At 66.9% G+C, this 20,485-nt stretch carries 32 protein-coding genes; 17 read left to right on the top strand and 15 right to left on the bottom strand.

The genetic code is table 11. The features are described from left to right. Window positions 1–77: 77 nt before the first annotated feature. The 7 genes from ABXG85_RS06140 to ABXG85_RS06110 all read right to left on the bottom strand — a co-directional run bounded on the left by ABXG85_RS06140 (window position 78) and on the right by ABXG85_RS06110 (window position 4,708). Complete coding sequence (locus tag ABXG85_RS06140; RefSeq protein ID WP_353512839.1) at window positions 78–302, bottom strand: hypothetical protein; 225 nt, start codon at window positions 300–302, stop codon at window positions 78–80. Window positions 303–350: 48 nt separating this feature from the next. Further along, window positions 351–1,319 (bottom strand): D-alanine--D-alanine ligase, encoded by a 969-nt coding sequence (gene ddl / locus ABXG85_RS06135; protein WP_353512838.1) that lies wholly within the window; start codon window positions 1,317–1,319, stop codon window positions 351–353. Window positions 1,320–1,328: 9 nt separating this feature from the next. Beyond that, window positions 1,329–1,895 carry an aminoacyl-tRNA hydrolase gene (pth, locus tag ABXG85_RS06130; protein ID WP_353512837.1) on the bottom strand — a complete coding sequence of 189 codons (567 nt, stop codon included), beginning with the start codon at window positions 1,893–1,895 and terminating at the stop codon, window positions 1,329–1,331. A gap of 53 nt (window positions 1,896–1,948) precedes the next feature. Next, window positions 1,949–2,569, bottom strand: coding sequence for a 50S ribosomal protein L25 (locus ABXG85_RS06125; protein ID WP_353512836.1), 621 nt, complete (start codon window positions 2,567–2,569; stop codon window positions 1,949–1,951). Window positions 2,570–2,642: 73 nt separating this feature from the next. Further along, window positions 2,643–3,566, bottom strand: a complete 924-nt coding sequence (locus tag ABXG85_RS06120) for a ribose-phosphate diphosphokinase (RefSeq protein ID WP_353512835.1) — start codon at window positions 3,564–3,566, stop codon at window positions 2,643–2,645. A gap of 15 nt (window positions 3,567–3,581) precedes the next feature. After that, window positions 3,582–4,244, bottom strand: a complete 663-nt coding sequence (gene mtnN, locus ABXG85_RS06115; protein WP_353512834.1) for a 5'-methylthioadenosine/S-adenosylhomocysteine nucleosidase — start codon at window positions 4,242–4,244, stop codon at window positions 3,582–3,584. Further along, a complete protein-coding gene (locus tag ABXG85_RS06110; protein WP_353512833.1) occupies window positions 4,241–4,708 on the bottom strand; it encodes an S-ribosylhomocysteine lyase in 468 nt (155 codons plus the stop codon). Before ABXG85_RS06110 ends, mtnN begins: the two co-directional genes overlap by 4 nt. A 35-nt stretch (window positions 4,709–4,743) precedes the next feature. On the opposite strand from ABXG85_RS06110, the gene guaA reads away from it, so the two are divergent. The 3 genes from guaA to ABXG85_RS06095 are packed head-to-tail and all read left to right on the top strand — an operon-like array spanning window position 4,744 to window position 6,980. Continuing rightward, window positions 4,744–6,255 carry a glutamine-hydrolyzing GMP synthase gene (guaA, locus tag ABXG85_RS06105; protein WP_353512832.1) on the top strand — a complete coding sequence of 504 codons (1,512 nt, stop codon included), beginning with the start codon at window positions 4,744–4,746 and terminating at the stop codon, window positions 6,253–6,255. A gap of 60 nt (window positions 6,256–6,315) precedes the next feature. Further along, window positions 6,316–6,603, top strand: coding sequence for a glutamine synthetase/cystathionine beta-lyase binding protein (locus ABXG85_RS06100; protein WP_353512831.1), 288 nt, complete (start codon window positions 6,316–6,318; stop codon window positions 6,601–6,603). Further along, the gene (locus ABXG85_RS06095) at window positions 6,603–6,980 is read left to right on the top strand and encodes a VOC family protein (RefSeq protein WP_353512830.1); all 378 of its coding nucleotides are present in this window, start codon (window positions 6,603–6,605) and stop codon (window positions 6,978–6,980) included. The genes ABXG85_RS06100 and ABXG85_RS06095 overlap by 1 nt, the downstream gene beginning before the upstream one ends. Here ABXG85_RS06095 and hemB read toward each other — a convergent pair. Further along, window positions 6,977–7,957 (bottom strand): porphobilinogen synthase, encoded by a 981-nt coding sequence (gene hemB / locus ABXG85_RS06090; protein WP_353512829.1) that lies wholly within the window; start codon window positions 7,955–7,957, stop codon window positions 6,977–6,979. The two genes, ABXG85_RS06095 and hemB, sit on opposite strands and share 4 nt — an antisense overlap. Window positions 7,958–7,987: 30 nt before the next feature. On the opposite strand from hemB, the gene ABXG85_RS06085 reads away from it, so the two are divergent. From ABXG85_RS06085 to ABXG85_RS06060, 6 genes are read left to right on the top strand one after another with little or no spacing between them, the layout of a single operon-like run. Beyond that, window positions 7,988–8,305 carry a YbaB/EbfC family nucleoid-associated protein gene (locus tag ABXG85_RS06085; RefSeq protein WP_353512828.1) on the top strand — a complete coding sequence of 106 codons (318 nt, stop codon included), beginning with the start codon at window positions 7,988–7,990 and terminating at the stop codon, window positions 8,303–8,305. After that, a complete protein-coding gene (recR, locus tag ABXG85_RS06080; protein ID WP_353512827.1) occupies window positions 8,306–8,890 on the top strand; it encodes a recombination mediator RecR in 585 nt (194 codons plus the stop codon). 1 nt (window position 8,891) lies between these two features. Beyond that, window positions 8,892–9,269, top strand: coding sequence for a roadblock/LC7 domain-containing protein (locus tag ABXG85_RS06075; protein WP_353512826.1), 378 nt, complete (start codon window positions 8,892–8,894; stop codon window positions 9,267–9,269). Next, the gene (locus ABXG85_RS06070) at window positions 9,257–9,586 is read left to right on the top strand and encodes a roadblock/LC7 domain-containing protein (protein ID WP_353512825.1); all 330 of its coding nucleotides are present in this window, start codon (window positions 9,257–9,259) and stop codon (window positions 9,584–9,586) included. Before ABXG85_RS06075 ends, ABXG85_RS06070 begins: the two co-directional genes overlap by 13 nt. Before the next feature lie 10 nt (window positions 9,587–9,596). Beyond that, entirely contained in the window at window positions 9,597–9,944 is a 348-nt protein-coding gene (locus ABXG85_RS06065; RefSeq protein WP_353512824.1) for a roadblock/LC7 domain-containing protein, read from the top strand. After that, the gene (locus ABXG85_RS06060) at window positions 9,941–10,207 is read left to right on the top strand and encodes a DUF3467 domain-containing protein (protein WP_039455520.1); all 267 of its coding nucleotides are present in this window, start codon (window positions 9,941–9,943) and stop codon (window positions 10,205–10,207) included. The genes ABXG85_RS06065 and ABXG85_RS06060 overlap by 4 nt, the downstream gene beginning before the upstream one ends. 43 nt (window positions 10,208–10,250) lie before the next feature. Here ABXG85_RS06060 and ABXG85_RS06055 read toward each other — a convergent pair whose 3' ends face one another. Next, a complete protein-coding gene (locus ABXG85_RS06055) occupies window positions 10,251–12,056 on the bottom strand; it encodes a S9 family peptidase (RefSeq protein ID WP_353512823.1) in 1,806 nt (601 codons plus the stop codon). A gap of 62 nt (window positions 12,057–12,118) precedes the next feature. Here ABXG85_RS06055 and ABXG85_RS06050 point away from each other — a divergent pair, with 62 nt between their 5' ends. From ABXG85_RS06050 to ABXG85_RS06035, 4 genes are read left to right on the top strand one after another with little or no spacing between them, the layout of a single operon-like run. Further along, window positions 12,119–12,847 (top strand): Nif3-like dinuclear metal center hexameric protein, encoded by a 729-nt coding sequence (locus ABXG85_RS06050; protein WP_353512822.1) that lies wholly within the window; start codon window positions 12,119–12,121, stop codon window positions 12,845–12,847. Next, window positions 12,848–13,447 (top strand): dTMP kinase, encoded by a 600-nt coding sequence (gene tmk / locus ABXG85_RS06045; RefSeq protein ID WP_353512821.1) that lies wholly within the window; start codon window positions 12,848–12,850, stop codon window positions 13,445–13,447. A gap of 7 nt (window positions 13,448–13,454) precedes the next feature. Continuing rightward, on the top strand, window positions 13,455–13,904 hold the full coding sequence (locus tag ABXG85_RS06040) for a DUF192 domain-containing protein (RefSeq protein WP_353512820.1): 450 nt from the start codon (window positions 13,455–13,457) through the stop codon (window positions 13,902–13,904). A gap of 2 nt (window positions 13,905–13,906) precedes the next feature. Beyond that, on the top strand, window positions 13,907–14,356 hold the full coding sequence (locus ABXG85_RS06035) for a DUF192 domain-containing protein (protein WP_353512819.1): 450 nt from the start codon (window positions 13,907–13,909) through the stop codon (window positions 14,354–14,356). Here the strand turns inward: ABXG85_RS06035 and ABXG85_RS06030 are convergent. Both ABXG85_RS06030 and ABXG85_RS06025 read right to left on the bottom strand, forming a co-directional pair. Then, window positions 14,353–14,670 (bottom strand): SPFH domain-containing protein, encoded by a 318-nt coding sequence (locus tag ABXG85_RS06030; RefSeq protein ID WP_353512818.1) that lies wholly within the window; start codon window positions 14,668–14,670, stop codon window positions 14,353–14,355. The genes ABXG85_RS06035 and ABXG85_RS06030 overlap by 4 nt on opposite strands. Before the next feature lie 384 nt (window positions 14,671–15,054). Then, entirely contained in the window at window positions 15,055–15,276 is a 222-nt protein-coding gene (locus ABXG85_RS06025; RefSeq protein ID WP_353512817.1) for an FmdB family zinc ribbon protein, read from the bottom strand. A 75-nt stretch (window positions 15,277–15,351) separates the two neighbouring features. Between ABXG85_RS06025 and ABXG85_RS06020 the strand changes: the two genes are divergently transcribed. Both ABXG85_RS06020 and ABXG85_RS06015 read left to right on the top strand, forming a co-directional pair. Beyond that, window positions 15,352–15,873 carry a 5-formyltetrahydrofolate cyclo-ligase gene (locus tag ABXG85_RS06020; RefSeq protein ID WP_353512816.1) on the top strand — a complete coding sequence of 174 codons (522 nt, stop codon included), beginning with the start codon at window positions 15,352–15,354 and terminating at the stop codon, window positions 15,871–15,873. 36 nt (window positions 15,874–15,909) lie between these two features. Then, the gene (locus ABXG85_RS06015; protein WP_353512815.1) at window positions 15,910–16,521 is read left to right on the top strand and encodes an HAD family hydrolase; all 612 of its coding nucleotides are present in this window, start codon (window positions 15,910–15,912) and stop codon (window positions 16,519–16,521) included. Here ABXG85_RS06015 and ABXG85_RS06010 read toward each other — a convergent pair. Both ABXG85_RS06010 and ABXG85_RS06005 read right to left on the bottom strand, forming a co-directional pair. Next, window positions 16,493–17,020, bottom strand: a complete 528-nt coding sequence (locus tag ABXG85_RS06010) for a type I phosphoribosyltransferase (RefSeq protein WP_353512814.1) — start codon at window positions 17,018–17,020, stop codon at window positions 16,493–16,495. The two genes, ABXG85_RS06015 and ABXG85_RS06010, sit on opposite strands and share 29 nt — an antisense overlap. Window positions 17,021–17,029: 9 nt before the next feature. Beyond that, on the bottom strand, window positions 17,030–17,566 hold the full coding sequence (locus ABXG85_RS06005; protein WP_353512813.1) for a phosphoribosyltransferase family protein: 537 nt from the start codon (window positions 17,564–17,566) through the stop codon (window positions 17,030–17,032). A gap of 22 nt (window positions 17,567–17,588) precedes the next feature. Here ABXG85_RS06005 and ABXG85_RS06000 point away from each other — a divergent pair, with 22 nt between their 5' ends. Continuing rightward, window positions 17,589–18,017, top strand: coding sequence for a bifunctional nuclease family protein (locus tag ABXG85_RS06000; protein ID WP_353512812.1), 429 nt, complete (start codon window positions 17,589–17,591; stop codon window positions 18,015–18,017). Window positions 18,018–18,020: 3 nt separating this feature from the next. Beyond that, window positions 18,021–18,788 (top strand): metallophosphoesterase, encoded by a 768-nt coding sequence (locus tag ABXG85_RS05995; RefSeq protein WP_353512811.1) that lies wholly within the window; start codon window positions 18,021–18,023, stop codon window positions 18,786–18,788. Here the strand turns inward: ABXG85_RS05995 and ABXG85_RS05990 are convergent. Together ABXG85_RS05990 and ABXG85_RS05985 are read right to left on the bottom strand one after the other, a co-directional pair. Continuing rightward, entirely contained in the window at window positions 18,769–19,092 is a 324-nt protein-coding gene (locus ABXG85_RS05990; protein ID WP_353512810.1) for a histidine triad nucleotide-binding protein, read from the bottom strand. The genes ABXG85_RS05995 and ABXG85_RS05990 overlap by 20 nt on opposite strands. Window positions 19,093–19,101: 9 nt before the next feature. After that, the gene (locus tag ABXG85_RS05985) at window positions 19,102–20,400 is read right to left on the bottom strand and encodes a MiaB/RimO family radical SAM methylthiotransferase (RefSeq protein WP_353512809.1); all 1,299 of its coding nucleotides are present in this window, start codon (window positions 20,398–20,400) and stop codon (window positions 19,102–19,104) included. Window positions 20,401–20,485 lie beyond the last annotated feature (85 nt).

The following is a 20,485-nucleotide window of genomic DNA, read 5'->3' as shown; positions in this document are numbered from 1 at the left end:
GGGCCAAGCCGCCGCACCCCTCCATCTTCCTACTAGTCCAACTATAGTCCAAGGCACCAATGCGCCCACAAAACTACCTAAGCCATCCACTCCCGAAGGAGAAACCGCCCCCCCGCTGGCTCCACCTTCCCCAGGTCCACCCCCCGCACCTGGGACGCCCAGGCCCCCGGTACCATGACGCTGCCCGTGGGCAAACCCAAAGCGAAAAAGGCGGCGTTCTGGACGTGGGTCAACCCCAGGTCATCGTGGTGCAGCAAAAGAACCCGCCGCCCCTTTAGGCCCAGCCGCTCCCCAACATCCACTAAAGCCCCTTTCCTTTGTCCCCCGCTTACCGGAAAGGGAGCAGCCACCTAGCCTAGGGCCAGTTCCACGAGCCGCCGGAGAAGCTCAGGGTAGGGCACCCCCCCCGCCTCAAAGAGCCTGGGGTACATGCTGGTGGGGGTGAAGCCGGGAATGGTGTTCACCTCGTTGAGGTACACTTCCCCTTCCGCCAAGAAGAAGTCCACCCGGGCCATGCCCCGGATCCCCAGGAGCCGGTAGGCCTTTAAGGCCAACTCCTGGATGGTCTCCTGGGTTCCTGGGTCCAAAGGGGCGGGGATGAGAAGCTCCGCCCGGCCCGGAGTGTACTTGGTCTCGTAATCGTAAAAGGGGGCTTGGTAGCGCACCTCCCCCACGGGGCTCGCCTCGCCCCAGATGTTCCCCAAAACCCCCACTTCCAGTTCCCGCACCCCTTGTAGGGCCTTTTCCACCACCGCCTTGACGTCGTGGCGGAACGCCTCAGCCAAGGCCCTTTCCAGGTGGGCGTAGTCCTCCACCCGGGTGATGCCGATGCTGGAGCCGGTGTTGGCGGGCTTCACGAAAAAAGGGGGCTCAAAGGGCACAAAAGGCCTCTCCCCCCGGTAAAGGGCCACCCAGGGCACCACGGGAATGCCCGCTTGGGCCAGGACCCGCTTGGAAAGGTCCTTATCCATGCAAAGGGCGCTAGCAGCCACCCCCGCCCCCACGTAGGGCTTGCCCAACAGCTCCAAAAACCCCTGCACCGTCCCGTCCTCCCCGTAAGGCCCGTGTAAGAGGGGAAAGACCACCTGGTACCGATCCCAGTCCAAAGGGGGCGGGAAGGGGTGACGGCCTTCGGGGGCCACCTTGGCGGTTAGGGCGGCTTCCGCCTCCTTGCCCAAGAGCCAGCGCCCGTCCTTGGCGATAACCGCCAGGTCCGTGGGAAACGGCATATGGCGCAGAACGCCCTCGGCGGAAAGCAGGGAAACCTCGTGTTCGGGGCTTTTTCCCCCGGCAAGGAGCAAAACGGCAGGCTCGGCCATACCCCAAGCTTAGCGGTTTTCCCGCAGGTTCAGGCCGTTATAGCGGTCGGCGCAAGGGATAAGCCCCCGCTCCGCCCAGCAGAGCACCGCCTCCTTGGCCACCTCCAGCACCCGTTCCAAAAGGGGAAGCTCCTCGGGAGCGAAGGGAGAAAGCACATAAGCCGCCCCCAGCTCCCGGGTGGGAGGCTTGCCGATCCCGATGCGCAAGCGGTGGAAAGCCAGGGTGCCCAAGGCCTCGGCGATGGAAGCCACCCCCCGGTTTCCCGCAGGACTCCCCCCCGCCTTAAGGCGCAGGCGGCCCAAGGGAAGGTCCATCTCGTCGTGCACCACCAGAATGCGCTCGGGAGGGATCTTGTAGAAGCGGGCCAGGGGGGCCACCGCCTGGCCCGTGAGGTTGTAGTAGGTGAGGGGTTTCAGGAAAAAGCCCCTTTGCCCCCCCACCTCCGCCTCGGCCAAAAGCGCCTCCCCCTTCTTGCGAAAGGAAAGGCCCAGCCGGTCCAAGACCATGAAGCCCACATTGTGCCGGGTAGGGGCATAGCGCTCCCCCGGGTTGCCCTGCCCCACCACCAAGAACATGGCCCCAAAAGAAAGCGGGGAGCCCAGGCCCCCCGCGCCCCAGCGGGGGGAGGCTAAGCCTCCTCCTCCTTCTTGCCCTTCTTGATCACCTCAGGCTCGGCGGGAGCCTCCGCCGTTTCGGCCGCTAGGCGCTCCACATCCTCCGGGGGCACCACCGCAGCGATGGTCTCCTCGGGGGAGATGGCGAGCCTTACCCCCTCGGGGAGCTTCAGGTCAGCGGCGTGGAGGCTATCCCCGATGCCGAGGCCGGAAACGTCCACCTCGATGTACTCGGGGATGTTGCGGGGGGAAACCCGCACCAGGATATCCCGGTGGATCTCCTGGAGCACCCCACCTTCCCGCACCCCTTGGGGCGTGCCCACGAAGCGCAGGGGCACGTACATTTCCACGGGCTCGTCGGAAAGGACGTAAAAGTCCACGTGCTCCGGCCGGCGCCGGCGCTTGTCCAGGTTCACCTGGCGCACCAAGGTGGGGAGCTCCTTGCCGTCAGGAAGTTCCAGGACGATCACGTGGTGGATGGAGGCTTGGCGGAAGACCTTGTCAAACTCCCCCAGCTCCACGTAAACCTTCTGGTTCAGGCTCTTGTTGTACATGACCCCGGGGAGCTTCCCCGCCCGCCTTAGAGCGGCGGGCTTCTCCCCCTCCCGGTAATAGGCCTTCAGGCGGTACTCCATGACTCCTCCTTGTGAAACCCTGCCCCCCCGAGGGGCACACAAAGAAAAGCTTACCATATCCCCCGCCCTCGCCCTAGATGAGGGCGCTCACCGACTGGTTGGTGTGCACGTGGCGGATGGCCTGGGCGAGGAGCTCGGCGGTGGAAAGCACGGTGTAGCCGCCGTCTTTCAGGGGGATGGTGTCGGTGAAGACCACCTCCCGGATGGCGGGGTGGGCCAGGTTCTCCCGCGCCTCCCCCACCAGAACGGGGTGGGTGGCCAAAACCACCACCTCGGGCAGGGCCCCTGCCTGCAACAGGGCCTCCACCCCCCGCCGAATGGTTCCACCGGTGGAAACGATATCGTCAATGAGGAGGGGCCTTTTCCCCTCCACGTCCCCGATCACGTAGGTCACCGAGGTTTCCTTGGGCCCGTGGCGGCGCTTGGCCAGCATGGCGAAGGGGAGGCTTAGCCGCTCGGCAAGCCGCCTGGCCTCCTCCGCCCGGCCGGCGTCGGGGGAAACCACCACGGCGTTTTCCGCATAGCCCTTTTCCTGAAGGTAGCGGGCGAAAAGGCGGACGGCGGAGAGGTGGTCCACGGGAATGTCAAAGAAGCCCTGGATCTGGGGGGCGTGGAGGTCTATGGCGATGACCCGGTGGACCCCTACCCGTTCCAAAAGCCCTGCCACCAGCTTGGCGCTCACGGGCTCCCGGCCTTCGGTCTGCTTGTCCTGGCGGGCGTAGCCGAAGTAAGGGAGGACGGCGTTAATGCGCCCGGCGGAGCTCCGCCTTGCGGCGTCCGCCAACAGGAGGAGTTCCATGAGGTGCTCGTTCACCGGGGGGCAGGTGGGTTGGATGAGGTAGACATCGTCCCCTCGGACGCTTTCCAAAAGCCGCACCCGGATCTCCCCGTCGGGGAAGCGGTCCACCAGGGCCTTGCCCAGGGGCACCCCTAAGGCCTCGGCGATCCTTTGGGCCAAGCCCGGATGGGCGTTTCCCGTGAAGAGGCGGATTTGCATCGGGACCCCTCCTTTTTAGTATACGAGGGCCCGGGCCAGGAGGCCGAGCCGCCTCGAGGCCTCCCGCAAAAAGGCCTGGAAGTCCCCTTCCGCCCCTTCCCCCGCCCCGTCCGTCACCATCCGCACCAGGGCCATGGGGTGGCGGAAGCAGTAGGCCACCATGAGGGCCGCCGCCCCCTCCATCTCGACGGCATGGGCCCCGTGGAGGGCGCGAAGCCTTTCCGCCTCCTTCCGTTCCGCCATAAAGCGGTCCCCCGTGGCCACCACCCCTCGCTTATGGGGAACGCCCAGGGCCAAGGCGGCCCGTTCCACCCTCTCCAGGAGCTTGGGGTCCGAGGGGAAAAAGCGCACCCCCAAGGCGGTCTCCCCAGGGAGGCGGCCAAAGGGGGTGAGGTCCACGTCCCACTGCACCGCCTTCTCGGCCAGGAGGAGGTCAAGGGCCCGCAAGGAAGGGTCCAAGGCCCCGGCCACCCCCAGGAAGAAGCTCTCCTTGGGGGCAAAGCGGGTGAGGACGTGGGCCACGGCCATGGCCGCCGCCACCTTGCCCACCCCCGTTTCCGCCACCAAAACGCCCGCGCCCCGGTAAAGGGGAAAAGGGGCATCCAGGGGGGCTTCCGCCCCGAGGGCTTCCCGGATAGCCCCCGCCTCCTCGGGCTCAGCGGCGAAAAAGGCGATCACCGGCCCTCCAAGGGGATGGTGGGCTGCACCCGAAGCCCCGCCCTAAGCGCCTTTTCCGCCCAGGCCTTAGCCCCTTCCAGGTGGTGGTCCCGGTAGTTGCCGCACTCCTTAAAGCTCGCCCCAGGAATGGGCCCCTGGTGGAGCAAAACGTCCCGCAACGCCCTTTCCAAGGCCACCAAGACCCGCTCCTCCTCCACGGGGCCTTCCACCACCAGGTAAAATCCCGTGCGGCAACCCATGGGGGAAAGGTCAATGACCCCTTCCAAGTGGTCCCGGAGGTACCCAGCCAAAAGGTGCTCGAGGGTGTGCAAGGCAGCGGTGGGAATGGCCTCCCGGTTGGGCTGGGCCAGGCGCAGGTCGTACTTTTCCACCCATCCCTTTCCCACAGGCTTCCTGCCGGCTAGGCGCACGTAAGGGGCCTGGACCTTGGTGTGGTCCAGGGCGAAGCTTTCCACCTCGGCCATGCCTTCATTACACACCAAAGGGTAAACTTTAGCCCATGGTCCTGGTCCTGGACTTCGGCTCCCAGTACACAAGGCTTATCGCCCGGAGGCTACGGGAACTCCGGGCCTTCTCCCTCATCCTCCCGGGCACCGCTCCCCTCGAGGAGATCCTCAAACACAAGCCCCAGGCCCTCATCCTCTCCGGGGGGCCCAAGAGCGTCTTCGACCCCGACGCCCCCCGCCCCGACCCCCGGCTTTTTGGGCTCGGCCTTCCCACCCTGGGGATCTGCTACGGGATGCAGCTTTTGGCCCAGGAGCTCGGGGGCAAGGTGGAGCGTTCCGGCCGGGCCGAGTACGGCAAGGCCCTCCTCACCCGCTACCAAGGCCCCCTCTTCCGGGGGCTTTCCGGGGAGGTTCAGGTCTGGATGAGCCACCAAGACGCCGTTAGCGAGCTTCCTCCCGGCTGGCGGGTTTCCGGCGCCACCGAGGACAACCCCGTGGCGGCCATGGAGGCCGAAGACGGGAAGACCTTCGCCGTGCAGTTCCACCCCGAGGTGGCCCACACCCCCAAGGGGATGCAGATTTTAGAAAACTTTTTGGAGATAGCGGGCGTGCCCCGGGACTGGACCCCGGAGCACATGCTGGAAACCCTTCTCCGGGAGGTGCGGGAGCGGGTGGGCGGGGAGCGGGTCCTCCTGGCGGTTTCCGGGGGGGTGGACTCCAGCACCCTGGCCCTCCTCCTGGCCAGGGCGGGGGTGGACCACCTGGCGGTCTTCGTGGACCACGGGCTCCTGCGCCTGGGGGAGCGGGAGGAGGTGGAGGGGGCTCTAAGGGCCCTTGGGGTCAACCTCCTGGTGGTGGACGCCAAGGAGCGCTTTCTTCAGGCCCTCAAGGGCGTGGAGGACCCCGAGGAGAAGCGCAAGGTCATCGGGCGGGAGTTCGTGGCGGTCTTCTCGGAGGTGGCGCGGACCCAAGGGCCCTTCCGCTTCCTGGCCCAAGGCACCCTCTACCCCGACGTCATCGAGTCGGCGGGGGGGCACGGGGCCGCCAAGATCAAAAGCCACCATAACGTGGGCGGGCTCCCTGAGGACCTGGAGTTTACCCTCTTGGAGCCCTTCCGCCTCCTCTTCAAGGACGAGGTGCGGGAGCTGGCCCTCCTCCTGGGCCTGCCCGACCCCATCCGCCTGCGCCACCCCTTCCCGGGGCCGGGGCTTGCGGTGCGCATCCTGGGGGAGGTGACGGAGGAGCGCCTGGAGATCCTGCGGCAGGCGGACGACCTCTTCACAAGCCTCCTCAAGGAGTGGGAGCTTTACGATAAGGTGGCCCAGGCCCTGGCGGTCCTCACCCCCTTGCGGAGCGTGGGGGTGGCGGGGGACGAGCGGCGGTACGGCTATGTCCTGGCCCTCCGGGCAGTGACCACGGAGGACTTCATGACCGCAGACTGGGCCCGGCTGCCCCTGGAGTTTCTGGACGAGGTGGCCCGGCGCATCCCCCGCCGGGTACCCGAGGTGGGCCGGGTGGTCTACGACATCACCTCCAAGCCCCCGGCCACCATAGAGTGGGAGTGAGGCGCTTTGAGCTAGAGCGGGAAGCGAAATCGGGCTAAACTGGGGGCAAGGAGGACAGCCATGCCCACCTTTATCGTGCTGAGCACCCTGACCGACGACGGCGCGGAAACCCTAGTGAAAAACCCGGAGCGCATCAAGGAGGTGAACCAGGAGCTGGAGCGGGACTTCGGGGTGAAGGTGGTGGCCCAGTATGCGGTCTTGGGGCCTTACGATTTCGTGAACATCGTGGAGGCAGAGGACGCCGCCAGCGTGGCCCGGGCCATGCTGCACCTGGCCTCGAGGGGAAGCGTGAAGACCATCACCCTCGAAGCCATCCCCGTGGCGGAACTCATCGCCCGGCTCAAGTAGTGGACGTCCTGGAAACCGCCGTCTACGCCAAGGACCTGGAAAGGGCGCGGGCCTTCTACGAGGGGGTTTTGGGCCTCCCCTGCTTCCAGTTCAAGCCCCCCCGCCACGCCTTCTTCCGGGCCGGGCGGGGGGTGTTCTTAGTCTTCAACCCCGAGGAAACGGAAAAGGACCCCGCCCTTCCCCCCCACGGGGCCCGGGGGAGCGTCCACGTGGCCTTCCGGGTGGAGGAGGAGGACCTGCCCCTTTGGGAAGGGCGCCTAAGGGCGGCGGGCTACCCCGTTTGGTGGGCGGAGTGGCCCAAGGGGAAAAGCCTTTACACCCGCGACCCCGAGGGCAACCTGGTGGAGCTGGCCCCGGCGAAGATCTGGGGCCTTTAGCCCTCCTGGAGCCAACGGGCCGCCTCGAGGGCGTAGTAGGTGAGGATGCCCTGGGCCCCGGCCCGGCGGATGGCGTATAGGGTTTCCAACACCGCCCGCCGCTCGTCCAAAAACCCCTTGAGGGCGGCGGCCTTTAGCATGGCGTACTCCCCGGACACGTGGTAGGCGAAAAGGGGCTTGGGGAAGCGCCCCTTGAGGGCGGCCAGGACGTCCAGGTAGGGCAAAGCGGGCTTCACCATGAGGAGGTCCGCCCCTTCCCGGTCGTCCAGGTCCGCCTCCCGCAGGGCGTCCCAAAGCCCCGCCCTCGGGTCCATCTGGTAGCCCGAGCGGTCGCCGAACTGGGGGGCGCTGGCCGCGGCGTCCCGGAAGGGCCCGTAGAAGGCGGAGGCGTACTTCACCGCATAGGAGAGGATGGGCACGTGGGCAAACCCTCCCCGGTCCAGCGCCTCCCGGATAGCCCGCACCTGGCCGTCCATCATGGCGCTTGGGGCCACCACATCGGCCCCGGCCTGGGCCTGGGAAAGGGCGGTCTTGGCCAGAAGCTCCAGGGTGGCGTCGTTGTCCACGTAGAACCCCAAGGGCCCTTCCCGCACCACCCCGCAGTGGCCGTGGCTGGTGTACTCGCACAGGCAGGTGTCGGCGATGACCAAAAGCTCGGGGAACTCCCGCTTAAGGAGGCGGATGGCCCGTTGCACCACGCCCTCCTCGGCGTAGGCCCCGTGGCCTAACGGGTCCTTTTCTCCCTCGGGCAAAACCCCGAAGAGGATGACCCCGCCAAGCCCCGCCTTCAGGGCCTCCTCTCCCAGGCGGGGAAGGTCCGTTAGGGGGTGGCGGTGGACCCCAGGCATGGAGGCGATCTCCTCCCGCTCCCCTTCCGCCTTCACGAAGAGAGGGAGGATGAGGTGGCGGGGGGAAAGCTCCACCTCGGCCACCAGGGGGCGCAAAAGGGGCGAACGCAGCCTTCTTGGGCGCTCCATGCCTTCCACTATACTCATAGGGGAGGGACGATGAACCTACAGAAGCTCCTGAAGGAAGCGCAAAAGGCCCAGAAGAAGGCGGCGGAGATCCAAGAACGCCTAGAGGGCATGACCGTGGTGGGCACGGCCCAGGGACTGGTGGAGGTGGAGGCCAACGGGCACGGCAAGATCCTCGCCGTGCGCCTCAAGCCCGAGGTGCTTAGCACCTTCCAGGACGACCTCGAGGCCCTGGAAGACCTCCTCTTGGTGGCCATCCAAGACGCCCAGAAGAAGGCCCAGGAGCTTTCCGAGAAGGAGATGGCCCGGGAGCTCGGGGGCGTGGGCCAGATGCTGGGCAAGCTCTTCTAGATGAAGTACCCCGAAAGCCTCCTCAAGCTCTCCCGGGCCCTCTCCCGCCTCCCCGGCATCGGCCCCAAAACCGCCCAGAAGCTCGCCTTGCACCTGGCCTTCCACCCGGAGGAGGCGGAGGGGCTTCGGGAAGCCCTGGCCGCCATCCGAGGGCTTGGGGTCTGCCGGGTGTGCGGCAACCTGGCGGAGGGGGAGCTTTGCCCCATTTGCCAGGACGAAAGCCGCGACCCCAGCCTCCTCGCCGTGGTGGAAACCGTGGCCGACCTCTTCGCCCTGGAGCGGAGCGGGGAGTTCTCCGGGGTCTACCACGTCCTGGGCGGCGCCCTTAACCCCTTAGAAGGCGTGGGCCCCAAGGAGCTCAACCTGGAAACCCTCTGGCCCCGCCTCAAGGAGGTGAAGGAGGTGGTCCTCGCCACCTCCATGACCGTGGAGGGGGAGGCCACGGCCCTTTACCTGGCGGAGGAGCTCAAGCGCCGGGGGGTTAAGGCCACCCGGCTCGCCTACGGCCTGCCCGTGGGCGGGAGCCTGGAGTACGTGGACGAGGTGACCCTGGGCCGGGCCCTGGAGGGAAGGAAGCCCGTATAGCATGGAGGAGCTCTTGCAACGCCTCTTAGACCGGGTGGAGGGGGCCTTCGCCGCGGGGCTCGGCACCCTGGACGGCCTCTTGGTGGAGGGGGTGCGGCGGAAACGGGTGGACCTCGAGGCGGCCATCGCCGAGCACGCCGCCCTTTTCCGCCAGGCCAGGACCGCCTACGCCGCCAGCCTGGGGGCCGCCCGGGTGGAGGAGCTCTGGATCGGAGGGCATCCCGTGGTAGGCTATGCCCGGATGGCGCGCGCCCCCAAGGCCCGGGAAGACCTCTTCTTGCTCCTCCTCCTGGAGCCTTCGGCCAACCTGGGCCGGGCCCGGGTGGAGGCGGCCAAGGCGGTGGAAACGCTTTGGGAGGTGGTGGGATGGCCTACCTAGAAAGCCTGGCCTCTTTGGGGGTAAAGCGGGCGGTGCTCACCGGGCTGGACGGCCTGGTCATAGAAGCCCTGGGCCGGGGCGCCCCGCCTGCGGAGGTCCTGGCGGCGGAGCTCGCCTCCTTGGTACGCCACATGACCCCCTTGGCGGAGGCCCTTTCCGGGGAGGTGCGCCGCTTCACCCTGGCCACGGACAGCCACGAGGTCCTGGCCTTGCGGGTGGGCGAGTACATCCTAGGGGCGGTGCTGGAGCGGGGCATGGACCGCAAGGCCATTGGGCAGGAGCTTTCCCGCATCGCCCTTAGGGTGCAAAGCCTCTAGGAGGTAAGGGATGCTGGAGGTCCTCAAGGAGCTACAGGAAACCCGGGGGGTACGGGTGGCCGCCCTCCTGAGCGAGGACGGGTTCGTGGTGGAGGAGGCGCGGGAGGAAGGGGCCCCCGAGGCCAGCGCCCTCGCCGCTCGCTCCGCCACGGTGTTGGGCACCGCCAAGGCCCTGGCCCAGACCTTGGGCCAAGAAGGGGTGGAGGAGGTCATGGTAGAGTACCCGGAAGGGGCCCTTTTGCTCGTGCCGCTTCCCGGCCACCACCTCCTCCTCTTCTTGGACGGCGCCAAAAGCCTCGGCCGGGCGCGGCTCGCCCTAAAACGGGCCCTTCCCAAAATCCAGGAGGCGTTAGCATGAGCGAGCTAAAGCTAGACATCCAGATCGACAAGGACACCGCCCTGGGCCGCTACACCAACCTGGCCCTCATCGCCCACACCAAGAACGAGTTCATCCTGGACTTCGCCCTCCTCCAGCCCCAAGGCGGGGCCATGGTGGTGAGCCGGGTCATCACTAGCCCCCAGCACGCTAAGGCCCTCCTGCGGAGCCTAGCGGAGAACGTGGCCCGCTACGAGGAAACCTTCGGTCCCATCCCCGAGCCGGTGGCGGAAAGCCAGGCCTAAGGATGAGCCCCAAGGGGCCAGGGAAAACCCTGGCCCCTTCTGCTTACAAGTTCTCCCGCCACCAGTCCAGATAGGCGCGAAGCCGCGCCAGCCTGCGGTCGGGACGGCCCGAGCGGGAAAGCTCATGGCCCTCCTCGGGCACCCGGAAAAACCGGGCTTTCACCCCCAGGTGGTAAAGGGCGGTGTACCAGGTCTCCCCCTGGTCGATGGGGCAGCGGTGGTCCGCCTCGGCGTGCACCACCAGGGTGGGGGTTTTCACCCGGTGGACAAGCCGCAAGGGGCTCTTCTCCCAAAGGACCTCAGGCCGCTCCCAGGGCTTGGCGAAAAGCTCCAGGTAGGTGAAGCGGGGGCCGATGTCGCTGCTTCCGAAAAAGCTTAGCCAGTTGGCGATGCTCCGGTCGGTGACCGCCGCCCTGAAGCGCTCGGGGTAGCGGGCGGTGAGCCAGTTCACCATGTACCCCCCGTAGCTCCCCCCCGCCACCCCCACCCGGTTAGGGTCCAAGGGGAAGCGGGCCAGAACGTGGTCCAAGAAGCCCAAGAGGTCCCTTTCGTCCCGCTCGCCCCAGGCCCCCTCCAAAAGGGCATAGTCCTGGCCGTAGCCCGTGGAGCCCCGGGGGTTGCAGAAGGCCACGGCGTAGCCGTGGGCCCGGAAAAGCTGGAGCTCCAGCATGGGGGCGGCCCCGAAGGCGGTGTGGGGGCCCCCGTGGATGTAGAGGATCACGGGGTGGGGGCCCTCCCCTTCGGGCAGGAGGACCCAGCCCGGCACCTTGTGCCCCTCAGGGCTCTCCCAAAGGGTGTAAACGGGCTCGGCCAGGGAGAGCAGGCCGGCGTTGGGATCGTACACGCCTAGGGGGCCCTCGAGGCGGGCCGGGCGGGTGAAGTCCTCGGTGAGGAGGAATAGGCCCTTCGGGGTGCGGGCGAAGGCCAGGACGCTTCCGGAGGCGGGCAGGACCTCGGCCCGCCCCTCCAGGTCCACCCGGTAAAGCCGCGCCACCCCCTCCTCCGTGCGCACCAGGTAGACCCCGTCCTCACCCCACCGGGGCCCCTGGAAGTGGGTGCCGAAGCGAAGGTCGCTGTTGATGGAGTTCAAGAGGCTCCCCGTGAAGAGGACCCGGGCCTCGCCCCCCCGGAGGTGGTAAAGCCGGGCCTCCGTACCCCCGCCCCGCTCAAAGGCGTGGCCCAGGAAGAAAAGCCCCTCAGGGCTCCACTCCAGGCCGAAGATGGGGCCCACCCCCCCGTAAACCTTCCGCAGGCCCTCCTCCCCCAAGAGGAAGAGGGTATCCCGCCACGCCGCCTGGGCCCGGGCCTCCTCCGGCATCACCAGGTAGAGCCCCTCGGGGGCGAAGACCATCTCCTTGGGGGGAGGGTAGCGGTCCAAAAGGAGCCGCTTCTCCCCATCCTTCAGGAGGTAAAGGGCCACGTTCCCCTCGGGCAAAGGGCCCCGGCCGTCAAACTTAAAGGGCCAGGTCTCGTACACCCGGGGGCTTCCCGGTTTGGGAGCTTCCTTTAGGGCCAGAAAGGCCACCTCCCCCGAGGGGCCCAGGACGTAGTCCAAGACCCCGGGGGTTTCCGTGAGCCTTTCCGCCTCGCCCCCCCTTAGGTCCAAGCGGAACAGCTCCTTGCCCTCCCCCACCTTACGCAGGAAGTAAACATAGGGATGGGCGTAGCGGGGCTTAGCCGCCTCCTCCTGGGTAAGGAAGCGCACCTCCCCGTCAAAAAGGGCCAAGCGGGAGCGGTAGCGGGGCGGGTCGCCCGCCACGATCTCCGTGAGCACAAAAAGGGGCAGGCCCTCCGGGCCCTCCGTGAGGTCGGAAAGGAAACGGAGGTGCAAAAGGGTTTCGGGTTCCACGCTCCCATGTTACTGACCGGTCAGCCATTCGCCCAGGGGGGGCTTCCGGTAAGCTAGGGCCCATGAAGCGGGATGCGCTGGTGCGCTACCTGGACGGTTACCTGCGGCTCGCCGACTTCCCCCAAGACCCCTCCCTCAACGGCCTGCAGGTGGAGGGAAAGGAGGAGGTGCGCAAGGTGGGGGCGGCGGTGGATGCGGCGGAGGCCACCTTCCAAAAGGCCTTAGAAGAGGGAGTGGACTTCCTCCTGGTGCACCACGGCCTTTTCTGGGGCAAGCCCTTCCCCATCCGAGGCCACCACAAAAGGCGCCTGGAGCTCCTTTTCCAAGGCGGCATCAACCTCTACGCCGCCCACCTTCCCTTGGACGCCCACCCCGAGGTGGGCAACAACTTCGTCCTGGCCCGGGCCTTGGGTCTGGTGGAGCTTTCCCCCTACGACGTGGGGGTGAAGGGGCGCTTCCCCCTCCCCACCCCCCTGGTCCAGGTAGCGGACATGCTCGGACAACTCACGGGGATGCAGCCTCTGGTCCACCAAGGGGGTAAGGACCGGGTGGAACAGGTGGTGATCGTTTCGGGGGGGGCGGCGAGCCTGGTAAGCCAGGTGGAGGCGGACCTCTTCATCACCGGGGAGCCCAAGCACAGCGCCTTCCACGAAACCTTTGAGCGGGGGCTCAACGTCATCTACGCCGGCCATTACGACACCGAGGTCTTCGGGGTCAAGGCCCTGGCGGCCCACCTGGAGGAACGCTTCGGCCTGCCCTGGGTGTTCCTGGACCACCCCACGGGGCTCTAGATGGCCGGGGTTTTCCTCACCCTGGAAGGCCTGGACGGGGCGGGCAAGTCCACCCAGGCCAGGCTCCTGGCCGCCTTCCTGGAGGAAAGGGGCCTGAAGGTGCGCCTCACCCGGGAACCTGGGGCGGGGCTTCCCCCCGTGCGGCAAGCCCTCCTCCTGGGGGAAGAACTTTCCCCGGAGGCCGAGTACCTCCTCTTCAGCGCCGACCGGGCGGAGCACGTGCGCAAGGTGATCCTCCCAGCCCTAGAGAGGGGGGAGTGGGTGGTTTCCGACCGCTACCTGGACTCCAGCCTGGCCTACCAGGGCCACGGCCGGGGGCTTCCCCTGGCCTGGCTCCTGGAGGTGGCCCGCCTGGCCACCTTAGGCCTTAGGCCCCAGCGCACCTTTCTCCTGGACCTTCCCCCGGAGGAAGCCCTAAGGCGGGTGAAAGACCCCGACCGCCTGGAGCGGCTCGGGCTCGCCTTCTTCCACCGGGTGCGGGAAGGGTACCTGCGCCTGGCGGAAGCGGAGCCGGAACGCGTCGTGGTCCTGGACGCCACCCGGCCCGTGGAGGCGGTGCAGGCGGAGATCCAGGCCCACCTCCGCTCCCTTCTGCCATAATGGGCCCATGCGCCTCTTGGCCTTTCTCCTCGGCCTCCTCGCCTTGGCTCAGGGGCTATCCTTTCCCAAAAGCACCCTCTACGTGGAGCAGGGGGGAAAGCGGTACCTCCTCAAGGTGGAGGTGGCGGACACCCCAGAGCGCCAGGCCCAGGGGCTTATGTTCCGCCAGCGCCTGGGAGAGAACGAGGGCATGGTCTTCCTCTTCCCCACCCCCACCGCAGGGGGGTTTTGGATGAAAAACACCCTGATCCCACTTTCCATCGCCTTCTTTGACCGCCAGGGGGTCATCCTGCGCATCCTGGACATGGAGCCCTGCAAGGCCGACCCCTGCCCCGTCTACTATCCCGGGGTGCTGTACCAGGGAGCGTTGGAGGTGAACCAGGGCTGGTTCGCCCGGCGGGGCCTCACCCAAGGAGCCAAGGTGGGGGGCGAGGCCCTAAAGCTCTGGCCCAAATAGGCGTGGAACGCAGCCCCCTCTTTCCCCTGGTGGCCTTCGCCCTCTTAATCGTCCTTTCCGTCTTTTCCTTTTTGGGGTACCTCCTGGCGGCCCGGCGCTTCCAAACCCCACCCCCGCCCGCCCAGGTAGTGGTGGAAACCCCCCAGGGCCGCCACACCTTACGGGCCCGCCTGGCCCGCACCCCCGAGGCCTGGAACCTGGGCCTGGGCTTGCGGCGAGAGGGGCTGGAGGCCCTTCTCTACCTCTTTCCTGAGGCCACGGACGCTCCCTTCTCCACGGAGGGCTACCGCTTCGGCGTGGTGGTGGCCTTTTTGGACGGGGAGGGGCGGGTGCTCAAGGTGGCTAGGCTCCAACCGGGGGAAACCTACGCCCCCGGCACCGCCTACCGGGGGATTTTGGAGGTGCGGGAAGGGGTCCTGGAGCCCGCCCCTGGGGACCGGGTCCTGCGCTAGGGCTTGGGGCCCCCCTGAGGGCCTCTAAGGTCCAGGGGGCAGTTCTCCCTGCTAGGGACAAAGATGGTCTGGACCCCAGGAGCGAGCTTCTCGGCGAAGGTGAGCTGCACCACCTCGGGTGCGTTCTTGATAACCTGGCCCCGGAGGGCGATGGCCTTAGCCTCGCCTTCCGCCCGCAAGATGGCGGCGTCCCGCACCTTGGAACGCACCTGAGGCACGATGAGGACTTCCAGATAGCCCGGCCCCACCTCCTGGTGTAGCTTGGGCGCCCGGTCCTTGAGGACGCTGTACTGGGCCGTGACGTCCACCCCCATCTCCAACCCCTCCTTGGAGCGGGCCCGGATGGAGGTATCGGCCCGCCTTTCCCCCTTGTAGGGGCGAGAAGGTCACCTCCTTCACCCGGGTGATCGTAAAGGATCACCTGTTGCAACCCGGGCACCACGAAGTGGATGCCCTCGTAAAGGGGCCGTTCCCGCACCCCCCGCAGGAGGTTGAAGACCACCCCCACGTGCCCCGCCGGAACCACCACGGAGCTGTTGGCCAGGAGGAGCAGGAGGAGCCCCATGCCCATCAGAGGTGGCCCAAATCGCCGCCTAGGGGTTACAGCCCAGCAAAAGGAGCAGCGACGCAAGCCAGCTTGAGCAGGAACCAAGAATAAGGCCCCGAGGCCAGCCCCGGGGCCAGAGGGGGCCAAGGGCCTACTCCTTGGCCTCGCTCCCTTCCGACTTGGCAGAGGCGTCCTTCTTGGCGTAGTCCTTCACGTGCCACCCCGAACCCTTGAAGATGATGGCGGGCGGGGTGATGACCCGCTTAAGGGGTTCGCCCGTTTCTGGATGGGTCTTCAGAGGCTCGTCGTGGAAGCCCTGTTCAAACTCGTAGTAGTTGCCCGTTTCCAGGCCCTTGTAAACGTAGACCGGCATACCCTACCCTCCTAAGGGGAATTTTGACACTCAACCGCCTTGAGTGTCAAGAGGCCGGGGTGGTACCCTCCCTCCGTGGACAAGCCCGCCCTACGCCGCTGGGCCCTGGGCGTTTGGAAAACCTTGGACCGCCAGACCCTTTCCCAAAGGGTGATGGCCCAGCTCGTCCCCTGGCTTAGGGAAAAGGGGTTTAGGGCCATCCTCCTCTACCACCCCTTGCCCCACGAGCTGGACCTCCTCGCCCTAACGGAGCAATACCCAGCCCGCTACTACCTGCCCAAGGTGGCGGGGGAGGAGCTTTCCGTGCACCCCTTGGGCCCCCTGGCCCCAGGCCCCTTTGGCCTCTTGGAGCCCACCACGCCCCCCGTGGACCCGGGGGCGTTAGACCTGGTGGTGGTCCCGGGCCTGGCCTTTGACCGGGAAGGCTTCCGTCTGGGGCACGGCAAGGGGTTTTACGACCGCTTCCTGGCCAAACTGGAAGCCGCCCGCTTGGGGGTGGCGCCGGAAGCCCTGCTCCTTCCCCACCTCCCCCGGGACCCCTGGGACGTGCCCATGACGCACCTGGCCACGGAAAAGGGGGTATGGCGGGTCGCCTGACCCCGCTTCCTCGGGTGGGGGTGCTAAACTCGCCCCATGCGGGGGGCCTTGTTGGACCGGGACGGGGTACTCCTCCTCATGGACGAGGAGGCCCTTTACAAGAAGGCTTTGGAGCTGGCCGCCCAGGGGCCAGGCCTGGAAAAAACCCTGGCGGTGCTGGCCTGGGTCATGCGGGAAATCCTCGAGGCGGTGCGTTGGCTCAAGGTGCGCACCTTGAAAGAGGAAGCCCGCTTCTTCCAAACCCTGGCCCACAAGGCCGCCAAGGACCTCGGCCTGCCCCCAAAGCGGCTTAAAGGTCTCCGCTACTACCACTTCATGCGCCAAGCCCCGGGCGCCGAAGCCCTCCTTCAGGACCTAAAGGCGCGGGGGTTCAAGGTGGGGGTGCTCTCCAACACCCTGCCAAGCCTTAAGGAAAGCCTGGCCTACCACGGCCTGGACCGGTACGTGGACGGGTTCTTCGCCTCCTGCGCCCTAGGGGTGGCCAAACCAGACCCCAGGGCTTTTCTGCTGGCCTTAAAGGGCCTAGGCCTCTCCCCAGAGGAAACCCTCTACCTGGACGACGATCCCGAGAACGTGGAAACCGCCCGGAGGCTCGGCCTCCGGGCGGAGATGTACGCGGCTACAGCACTGGTAGCTCCGCCACGGTAATCACATCCAAGGCCGGGCTTCCCTGGCGGAAGGCAGCCAAGCGCGCCACCACCCGTCCCCCGGCCCTTTGAACCATGCGCTCCATGGCCCGCATGGTTTCGCCGCTAGAAACCACGTCGGAAATAAGGGCCACCTTCTGGTTCAAGAGCTTTTCGGCGAAGCGGCGGTCCAACCAAAGCACCTCCCCCACCCCGAGGGTGAGGGTCTGCACCTCCTGGATGATGGGGTCTTCCATGTAGGGGCGGCGGCGGCGGCGGGCCACCACGTAGGGCAGGCCCATCTCCTCCGCCAACACGTGGGTGAGGGGGATGGGGCTCGTTTCCGTGGTGAAGAGAACCTCGGTTTCCTTGGGCACCAAGGGCCTAAGGGCCAAGGCCGCGGCCCGCACCAGTTCCGGGTCCCCCAAAAACTCCACCAAGGGGATGCGCCGCCCCGGTAGGGGCTCAATCAGGGGCACATGCCGGGTTACGCCGCCGATGGCGATGGGATAGGTTTCCATAAAGCCCTCCTACTCCGGCTTAAAAAGGGGCAGGTGGCCCAGGGCGATGACGTCCTGCCTGGGCGTGCCCTCGGTGAAGACCGCCAGGACCGCCACCACCTGCCCCCCCACGCTCTCGATGAGCTCCCTCAGCCCAGAAAGGGTGGAGCCGGTGGAAACCACATCGTCCACGATGGCCACCTTCTTCCCCCGGATGAGGGGAACATCGGCTCCGTCCAGCACCAAAAGCTGGGGCTTGCCCGTGGTGATGGAGAGCACCTGGCGGCTCACGGGGTTGATCATGTAGGGCTTCTCCGTCTTGCGGGCCACCACGTAGGGCTTCCCCGTGATGCGGGAAAGGGCGTGGGCCAAGGGCACCGCCTTGACCTCTGGGGTGACCAGGGTCTCCACCTCGGAAGGGAGGCGCTTGGCCAACTCCTCGGCGGCGGCCTCGGTGAGCTCGGTGTCCCCCAAGAGGTTCAAAAGGGCCACGGCCACGTCCGGGCCCACCTGGACGATGGGAAGCTCCCGCTTGACCCCGGCGATCTCCACAGGGTAGGTCCTCACGCCGCCAGTCTATACTCAAAGTATGCTACACGCCAAGATTGAAACCCTGGGCGTGGACCCGCAAAACGGCAGCGTGGTGGTCCTGCTCAGGACGGAGAACGACAAGCTCCTTCCCATTGTGATTGGTCCCCTCGAGGCCCACCACATCGTGGTGGCCCTGCAAGGGGAAAAGCCTCCCCGCCCCCTCACCCCAGACCTTCTCCTGTCCGTGATGGACATGCTCCAGGGAAAGCTCAAGCGGGTGGAGATCACCGATCTGAAAGACGGCACCTTTTACGCCCGGCTCATCCTGGAACACCGGGGGATTGAGCTAGAGGTGGACGCCCGCCCCTCCGACGCCATGGCCCTGGCCCTCCGGGTGGGAGCCCCCATCCTGGTGGCGGAGGACGTGGTGGAGAAGGCAGGGGTGGAGGAGGCAAGCCTCAAGCCCCACGGGGCAGCGGAAGCCTAGCCCGTGTTCCGGGCCCTCCTCGCCCTCCTCTTCCTCCTCCAGGCCCACGCAGCCCGGGTGGCGGTCTTCGGCGACTGGGGGGCCGATACCCCAGGAAGGGTCCAGGTGGCGGCCCTTCTGCGGAACGCACACGGAAAACAGCCCCTCCTGGCCCTCCTCACCGTGGGGGACAACTTCTACCCCCGGGGCCAAGTGGTGGAGCGGTTTCTCCAGGACCTCCCCACCCTGCCCCTCTACCCGGCCTTTGGCAACCACGACGCCCCCGCCTTAGCCCAGCAGCTCCGACGCTTTGGCCTAGCCAAACCCTTCTACCGCCTACGCCTTGGCGCCCTAGAGTTCTTTTTCCTGTACACCGAAGCCTCTCTTCGGGAGCAAAAGGCTTGGCTACAAGAGGCCCTGGCCACCTCCTCCGCCCCTTGGCGGGTCGTGGTCCTACACCGCCCCCTTTACTCGTCCGGCCTGCACGGGGGAAGCCCCCTCTTGCGGAGCCTGCTGGAGCCCCTTTTGCGCCGCGCGGAAGTCCCCCTGGTCCTGGCCGGGCACGACCACCACTACGAAAGGCTCCGGGTGGGACCCACCACCCACCTGGTTCTGGGGGGCGGGGGCGCCCCTCTTTACCCCACCCGGGTGCCCCTCCCCTTCAGCCAGTCCCTGAACGTGGCCCACCACGCCCTGTTCTTGGAGGCCACGGAAACCACCCTCCAAGGCTACGCCCTAGACCCTGAAGGCCGGGTGCTGGACCGCTTTCTTCTCAAGCGGGGCTCCCCATAACGTGCACGTGCACGTGGAAGACCTCCTGACCGCCCTTCTCCCCCACGTGCACCTGGACCTTGTAGCCGGGAAGCCCTAGGAGCCGCGCCACCCGGTTGGCGGTGCGGAACAAAGCCCCAAGCTTCCTTTCCCCCTCTTCGTTATCGGGGTAGTCGGAAAGCTTCTCCACGTGCTCCTTGGGCACCACCAGAACGTGCACCGGCGCCTTGGGCCGGATGTCGTGGAAGGCCACAAACGCTTCGTCCTCGTAGACCTTGCGCGAGGGAAGCTCCCCCCGGATGATGCGGCAAAACACGCAGTCCATGGGAAAAGTCTACCTTATGGGGAGCTCCAAAAGCCCCTCTTTGATCCCCACCACCTGGCCCAGGAGGGTGTACCCTTCCACCCCTTCCACCCGGGCCCAAACGGTATCTCCTGGACGGGCCGAGCCCGTGAGGCGGGCTTCGTAGTAGTCGGGGGTGTGGCCCAGGGCGTGCCCGCCTTGAAGGCGCTCCACCAAGACCTCCACCTCCCCCCCCAGCTTGGGCCTCAGGCGCTCTTCCGCCAGGCGCTGGGCCAAGGCGATGAGCTCCTTGGTGCGGCGCTTGCGCACCTCCGGGGGCACCTGGGGCATGGAGGCGGCCCGGGTCTTGGGCCTTGGGGTGTAGGTGAAGGCGTGGACCCGGGTGGGCCTCAGCTCTTCCAGGAAAGCCAGGGTTTCCCGGTGCTCCTCCTCGGTTTCCGTGGGCAGGCCAGCGATGACGTCGGTGGTGAGGGCGAAGCCCGGGATGAGCTCGTAGGCCCTTTGCACCAGGCTTCGGTAGTAAGCCTTGTCGTAGCGGCGGCCCATGAGCTTAAGGAGCCGGTCCGAACCCGTCTGCAAGGAAAGGTGCAGGTGGGGCCGGACCGCAGGGGCGTAGCGGGCGATGACCCTGAGGAGGTCCTCCCCCGTGTCCTCGGGCTCTATGGAGGAAAGCCGCACCTTGGCCCCCAGGTGGTAAAGGTCCTCCACGAGCCCGGCGATGCCCTTAGGATGCCCCCGGTAGCTCCCCAGGCGCACCCCGGTGAGGACGATTTCCTTGATGCCCATCCTTAGCAGGGCCTCCGCTTCAGCCAAGGCGTCCTGGTGGTCCCGGTGGCGCTCCTTGCCGCGAAGTCTCGGGATGATGCAGTAGGCGCACCCCACCTGGCAGCCGTCTTGCACCTTCAAAAAGGCCCGCACCCGGCTATTTAAAAGCCCCCTTTCCCCCGCCCCCCAGAACTCGTTGGGAGGGGTGGTGATGGGGTCCGAGGGGAGGCCGAAGTGCTCCAGGATGACCTTGGGAAGCTCCGCCTTACGGCTATTGGGCACCACCACGTCCGCCCCCAGCTCCCGGATTTGCTCGGGGGCGAGCTCGGCGTAGCACCCCGTGACCACGATGAAGGCGTTGGGGTTGGCCCGCCGGGCCCGGCGGACCTCCTTCCTGGCGTCCGCCTCGGCGGTGGTGGTGACGGCACAGGTGTTGATGACCACGAGGTCGGCCCCCTCCTCCAGGGGCACCACCTGGGGCTCCAACGCCTTAAGAAAGCCCAAGAGGGCTTCGGTTTCCACCTGGTTGACCTTGCACCCTAAGGTGCGGAAGGCAGCGCGCACCCTTCCTATTCTGGGGCGGCTAGGTCAAAGGGTCAACGCTCTTTGGTGGAGTTTGCAAGGCAAGCCCCGCCCTCCTTGACAAAGG

It is taken from the genome of Thermus sp. LT1-2-5, assembly GCF_040363165.1.
GTDB lineage: Bacteria > Deinococcota > Deinococci > Deinococcales > Thermaceae > Thermus.
The sequence above is the reverse complement of the archived record's forward strand: the minus strand, read 5'-3'. Positions and strand labels throughout refer to the sequence as shown.

What these genes read in the sequence shown, in the direction of transcription:
- ddl (WP_353512838.1), bottom strand. Translation starts at nt 1,319, where the DNA reads ATGGCCGAGCCTGCCGTTTTGCTCCTTGCCGGGGGAAAAAGCCCCGAA.
- pth (WP_353512837.1), bottom strand. Translation starts at nt 1,895, where the DNA reads ATGTTCTTGGTGGTGGGGCAGGGCAACCCGGGGGAGCGCTATGCCCCT.
- ABXG85_RS06125 (WP_353512836.1), bottom strand. Translation starts at nt 2,569, where the DNA reads ATGGAGTACCGCCTGAAGGCCTATTACCGGGAGGGGGAGAAGCCCGCC.
- ABXG85_RS06120 (WP_353512835.1), bottom strand. Translation starts at nt 3,566, where the DNA reads ATGCAAATCCGCCTCTTCACGGGAAACGCCCATCCGGGCTTGGCCCAA.
- ABXG85_RS06110 (WP_353512833.1), bottom strand. Translation starts at nt 4,708, where the DNA reads ATGGCCGAGGTGGAAAGCTTCGCCCTGGACCACACCAAGGTCCAGGCC.
- guaA (WP_353512832.1), top strand. Translation starts at nt 4,744, where the DNA reads ATGGTCCTGGTCCTGGACTTCGGCTCCCAGTACACAAGGCTTATCGCC.
- ABXG85_RS06100 (WP_353512831.1), top strand. Translation starts at nt 6,316, where the DNA reads ATGCCCACCTTTATCGTGCTGAGCACCCTGACCGACGACGGCGCGGAA.
- hemB (WP_353512829.1), bottom strand. Translation starts at nt 7,957, where the DNA reads ATGGAGCGCCCAAGAAGGCTGCGTTCGCCCCTTTTGCGCCCCCTGGTG.
- ABXG85_RS06085 (WP_353512828.1), top strand. Translation starts at nt 7,988, where the DNA reads ATGAACCTACAGAAGCTCCTGAAGGAAGCGCAAAAGGCCCAGAAGAAG.
- recR (WP_353512827.1), top strand. Translation starts at nt 8,306, where the DNA reads ATGAAGTACCCCGAAAGCCTCCTCAAGCTCTCCCGGGCCCTCTCCCGC.
- ABXG85_RS06075 (WP_353512826.1), top strand. Translation starts at nt 8,892, where the DNA reads ATGGAGGAGCTCTTGCAACGCCTCTTAGACCGGGTGGAGGGGGCCTTC.
- ABXG85_RS06070 (WP_353512825.1), top strand. Translation starts at nt 9,257, where the DNA reads ATGGCCTACCTAGAAAGCCTGGCCTCTTTGGGGGTAAAGCGGGCGGTG.
- ABXG85_RS06065 (WP_353512824.1), top strand. Translation starts at nt 9,597, where the DNA reads ATGCTGGAGGTCCTCAAGGAGCTACAGGAAACCCGGGGGGTACGGGTG.
- ABXG85_RS06060 (WP_039455520.1), top strand. Translation starts at nt 9,941, where the DNA reads ATGAGCGAGCTAAAGCTAGACATCCAGATCGACAAGGACACCGCCCTG.
- ABXG85_RS06050 (WP_353512822.1), top strand. Translation starts at nt 12,119, where the DNA reads ATGAAGCGGGATGCGCTGGTGCGCTACCTGGACGGTTACCTGCGGCTC.
- tmk (WP_353512821.1), top strand. Translation starts at nt 12,848, where the DNA reads ATGGCCGGGGTTTTCCTCACCCTGGAAGGCCTGGACGGGGCGGGCAAG.
- ABXG85_RS06040 (WP_353512820.1), top strand. Translation starts at nt 13,455, where the DNA reads ATGCGCCTCTTGGCCTTTCTCCTCGGCCTCCTCGCCTTGGCTCAGGGG.
- ABXG85_RS06030 (WP_353512818.1), bottom strand. Translation starts at nt 14,670, where the DNA reads ATGGGGGTGGACGTCACGGCCCAGTACAGCGTCCTCAAGGACCGGGCG.
- ABXG85_RS06025 (WP_353512817.1), bottom strand. Translation starts at nt 15,276, where the DNA reads ATGCCGGTCTACGTTTACAAGGGCCTGGAAACGGGCAACTACTACGAG.
- ABXG85_RS06015 (WP_353512815.1), top strand. Translation starts at nt 15,910, where the DNA reads ATGCGGGGGGCCTTGTTGGACCGGGACGGGGTACTCCTCCTCATGGAC.
- ABXG85_RS06010 (WP_353512814.1), bottom strand. Translation starts at nt 17,020, where the DNA reads ATGGAAACCTATCCCATCGCCATCGGCGGCGTAACCCGGCATGTGCCC.
- ABXG85_RS06000 (WP_353512812.1), top strand. Translation starts at nt 17,589, where the DNA reads ATGCTACACGCCAAGATTGAAACCCTGGGCGTGGACCCGCAAAACGGC.
- ABXG85_RS05990 (WP_353512810.1), bottom strand. Translation starts at nt 19,092, where the DNA reads ATGGACTGCGTGTTTTGCCGCATCATCCGGGGGGAGCTTCCCTCGCGC.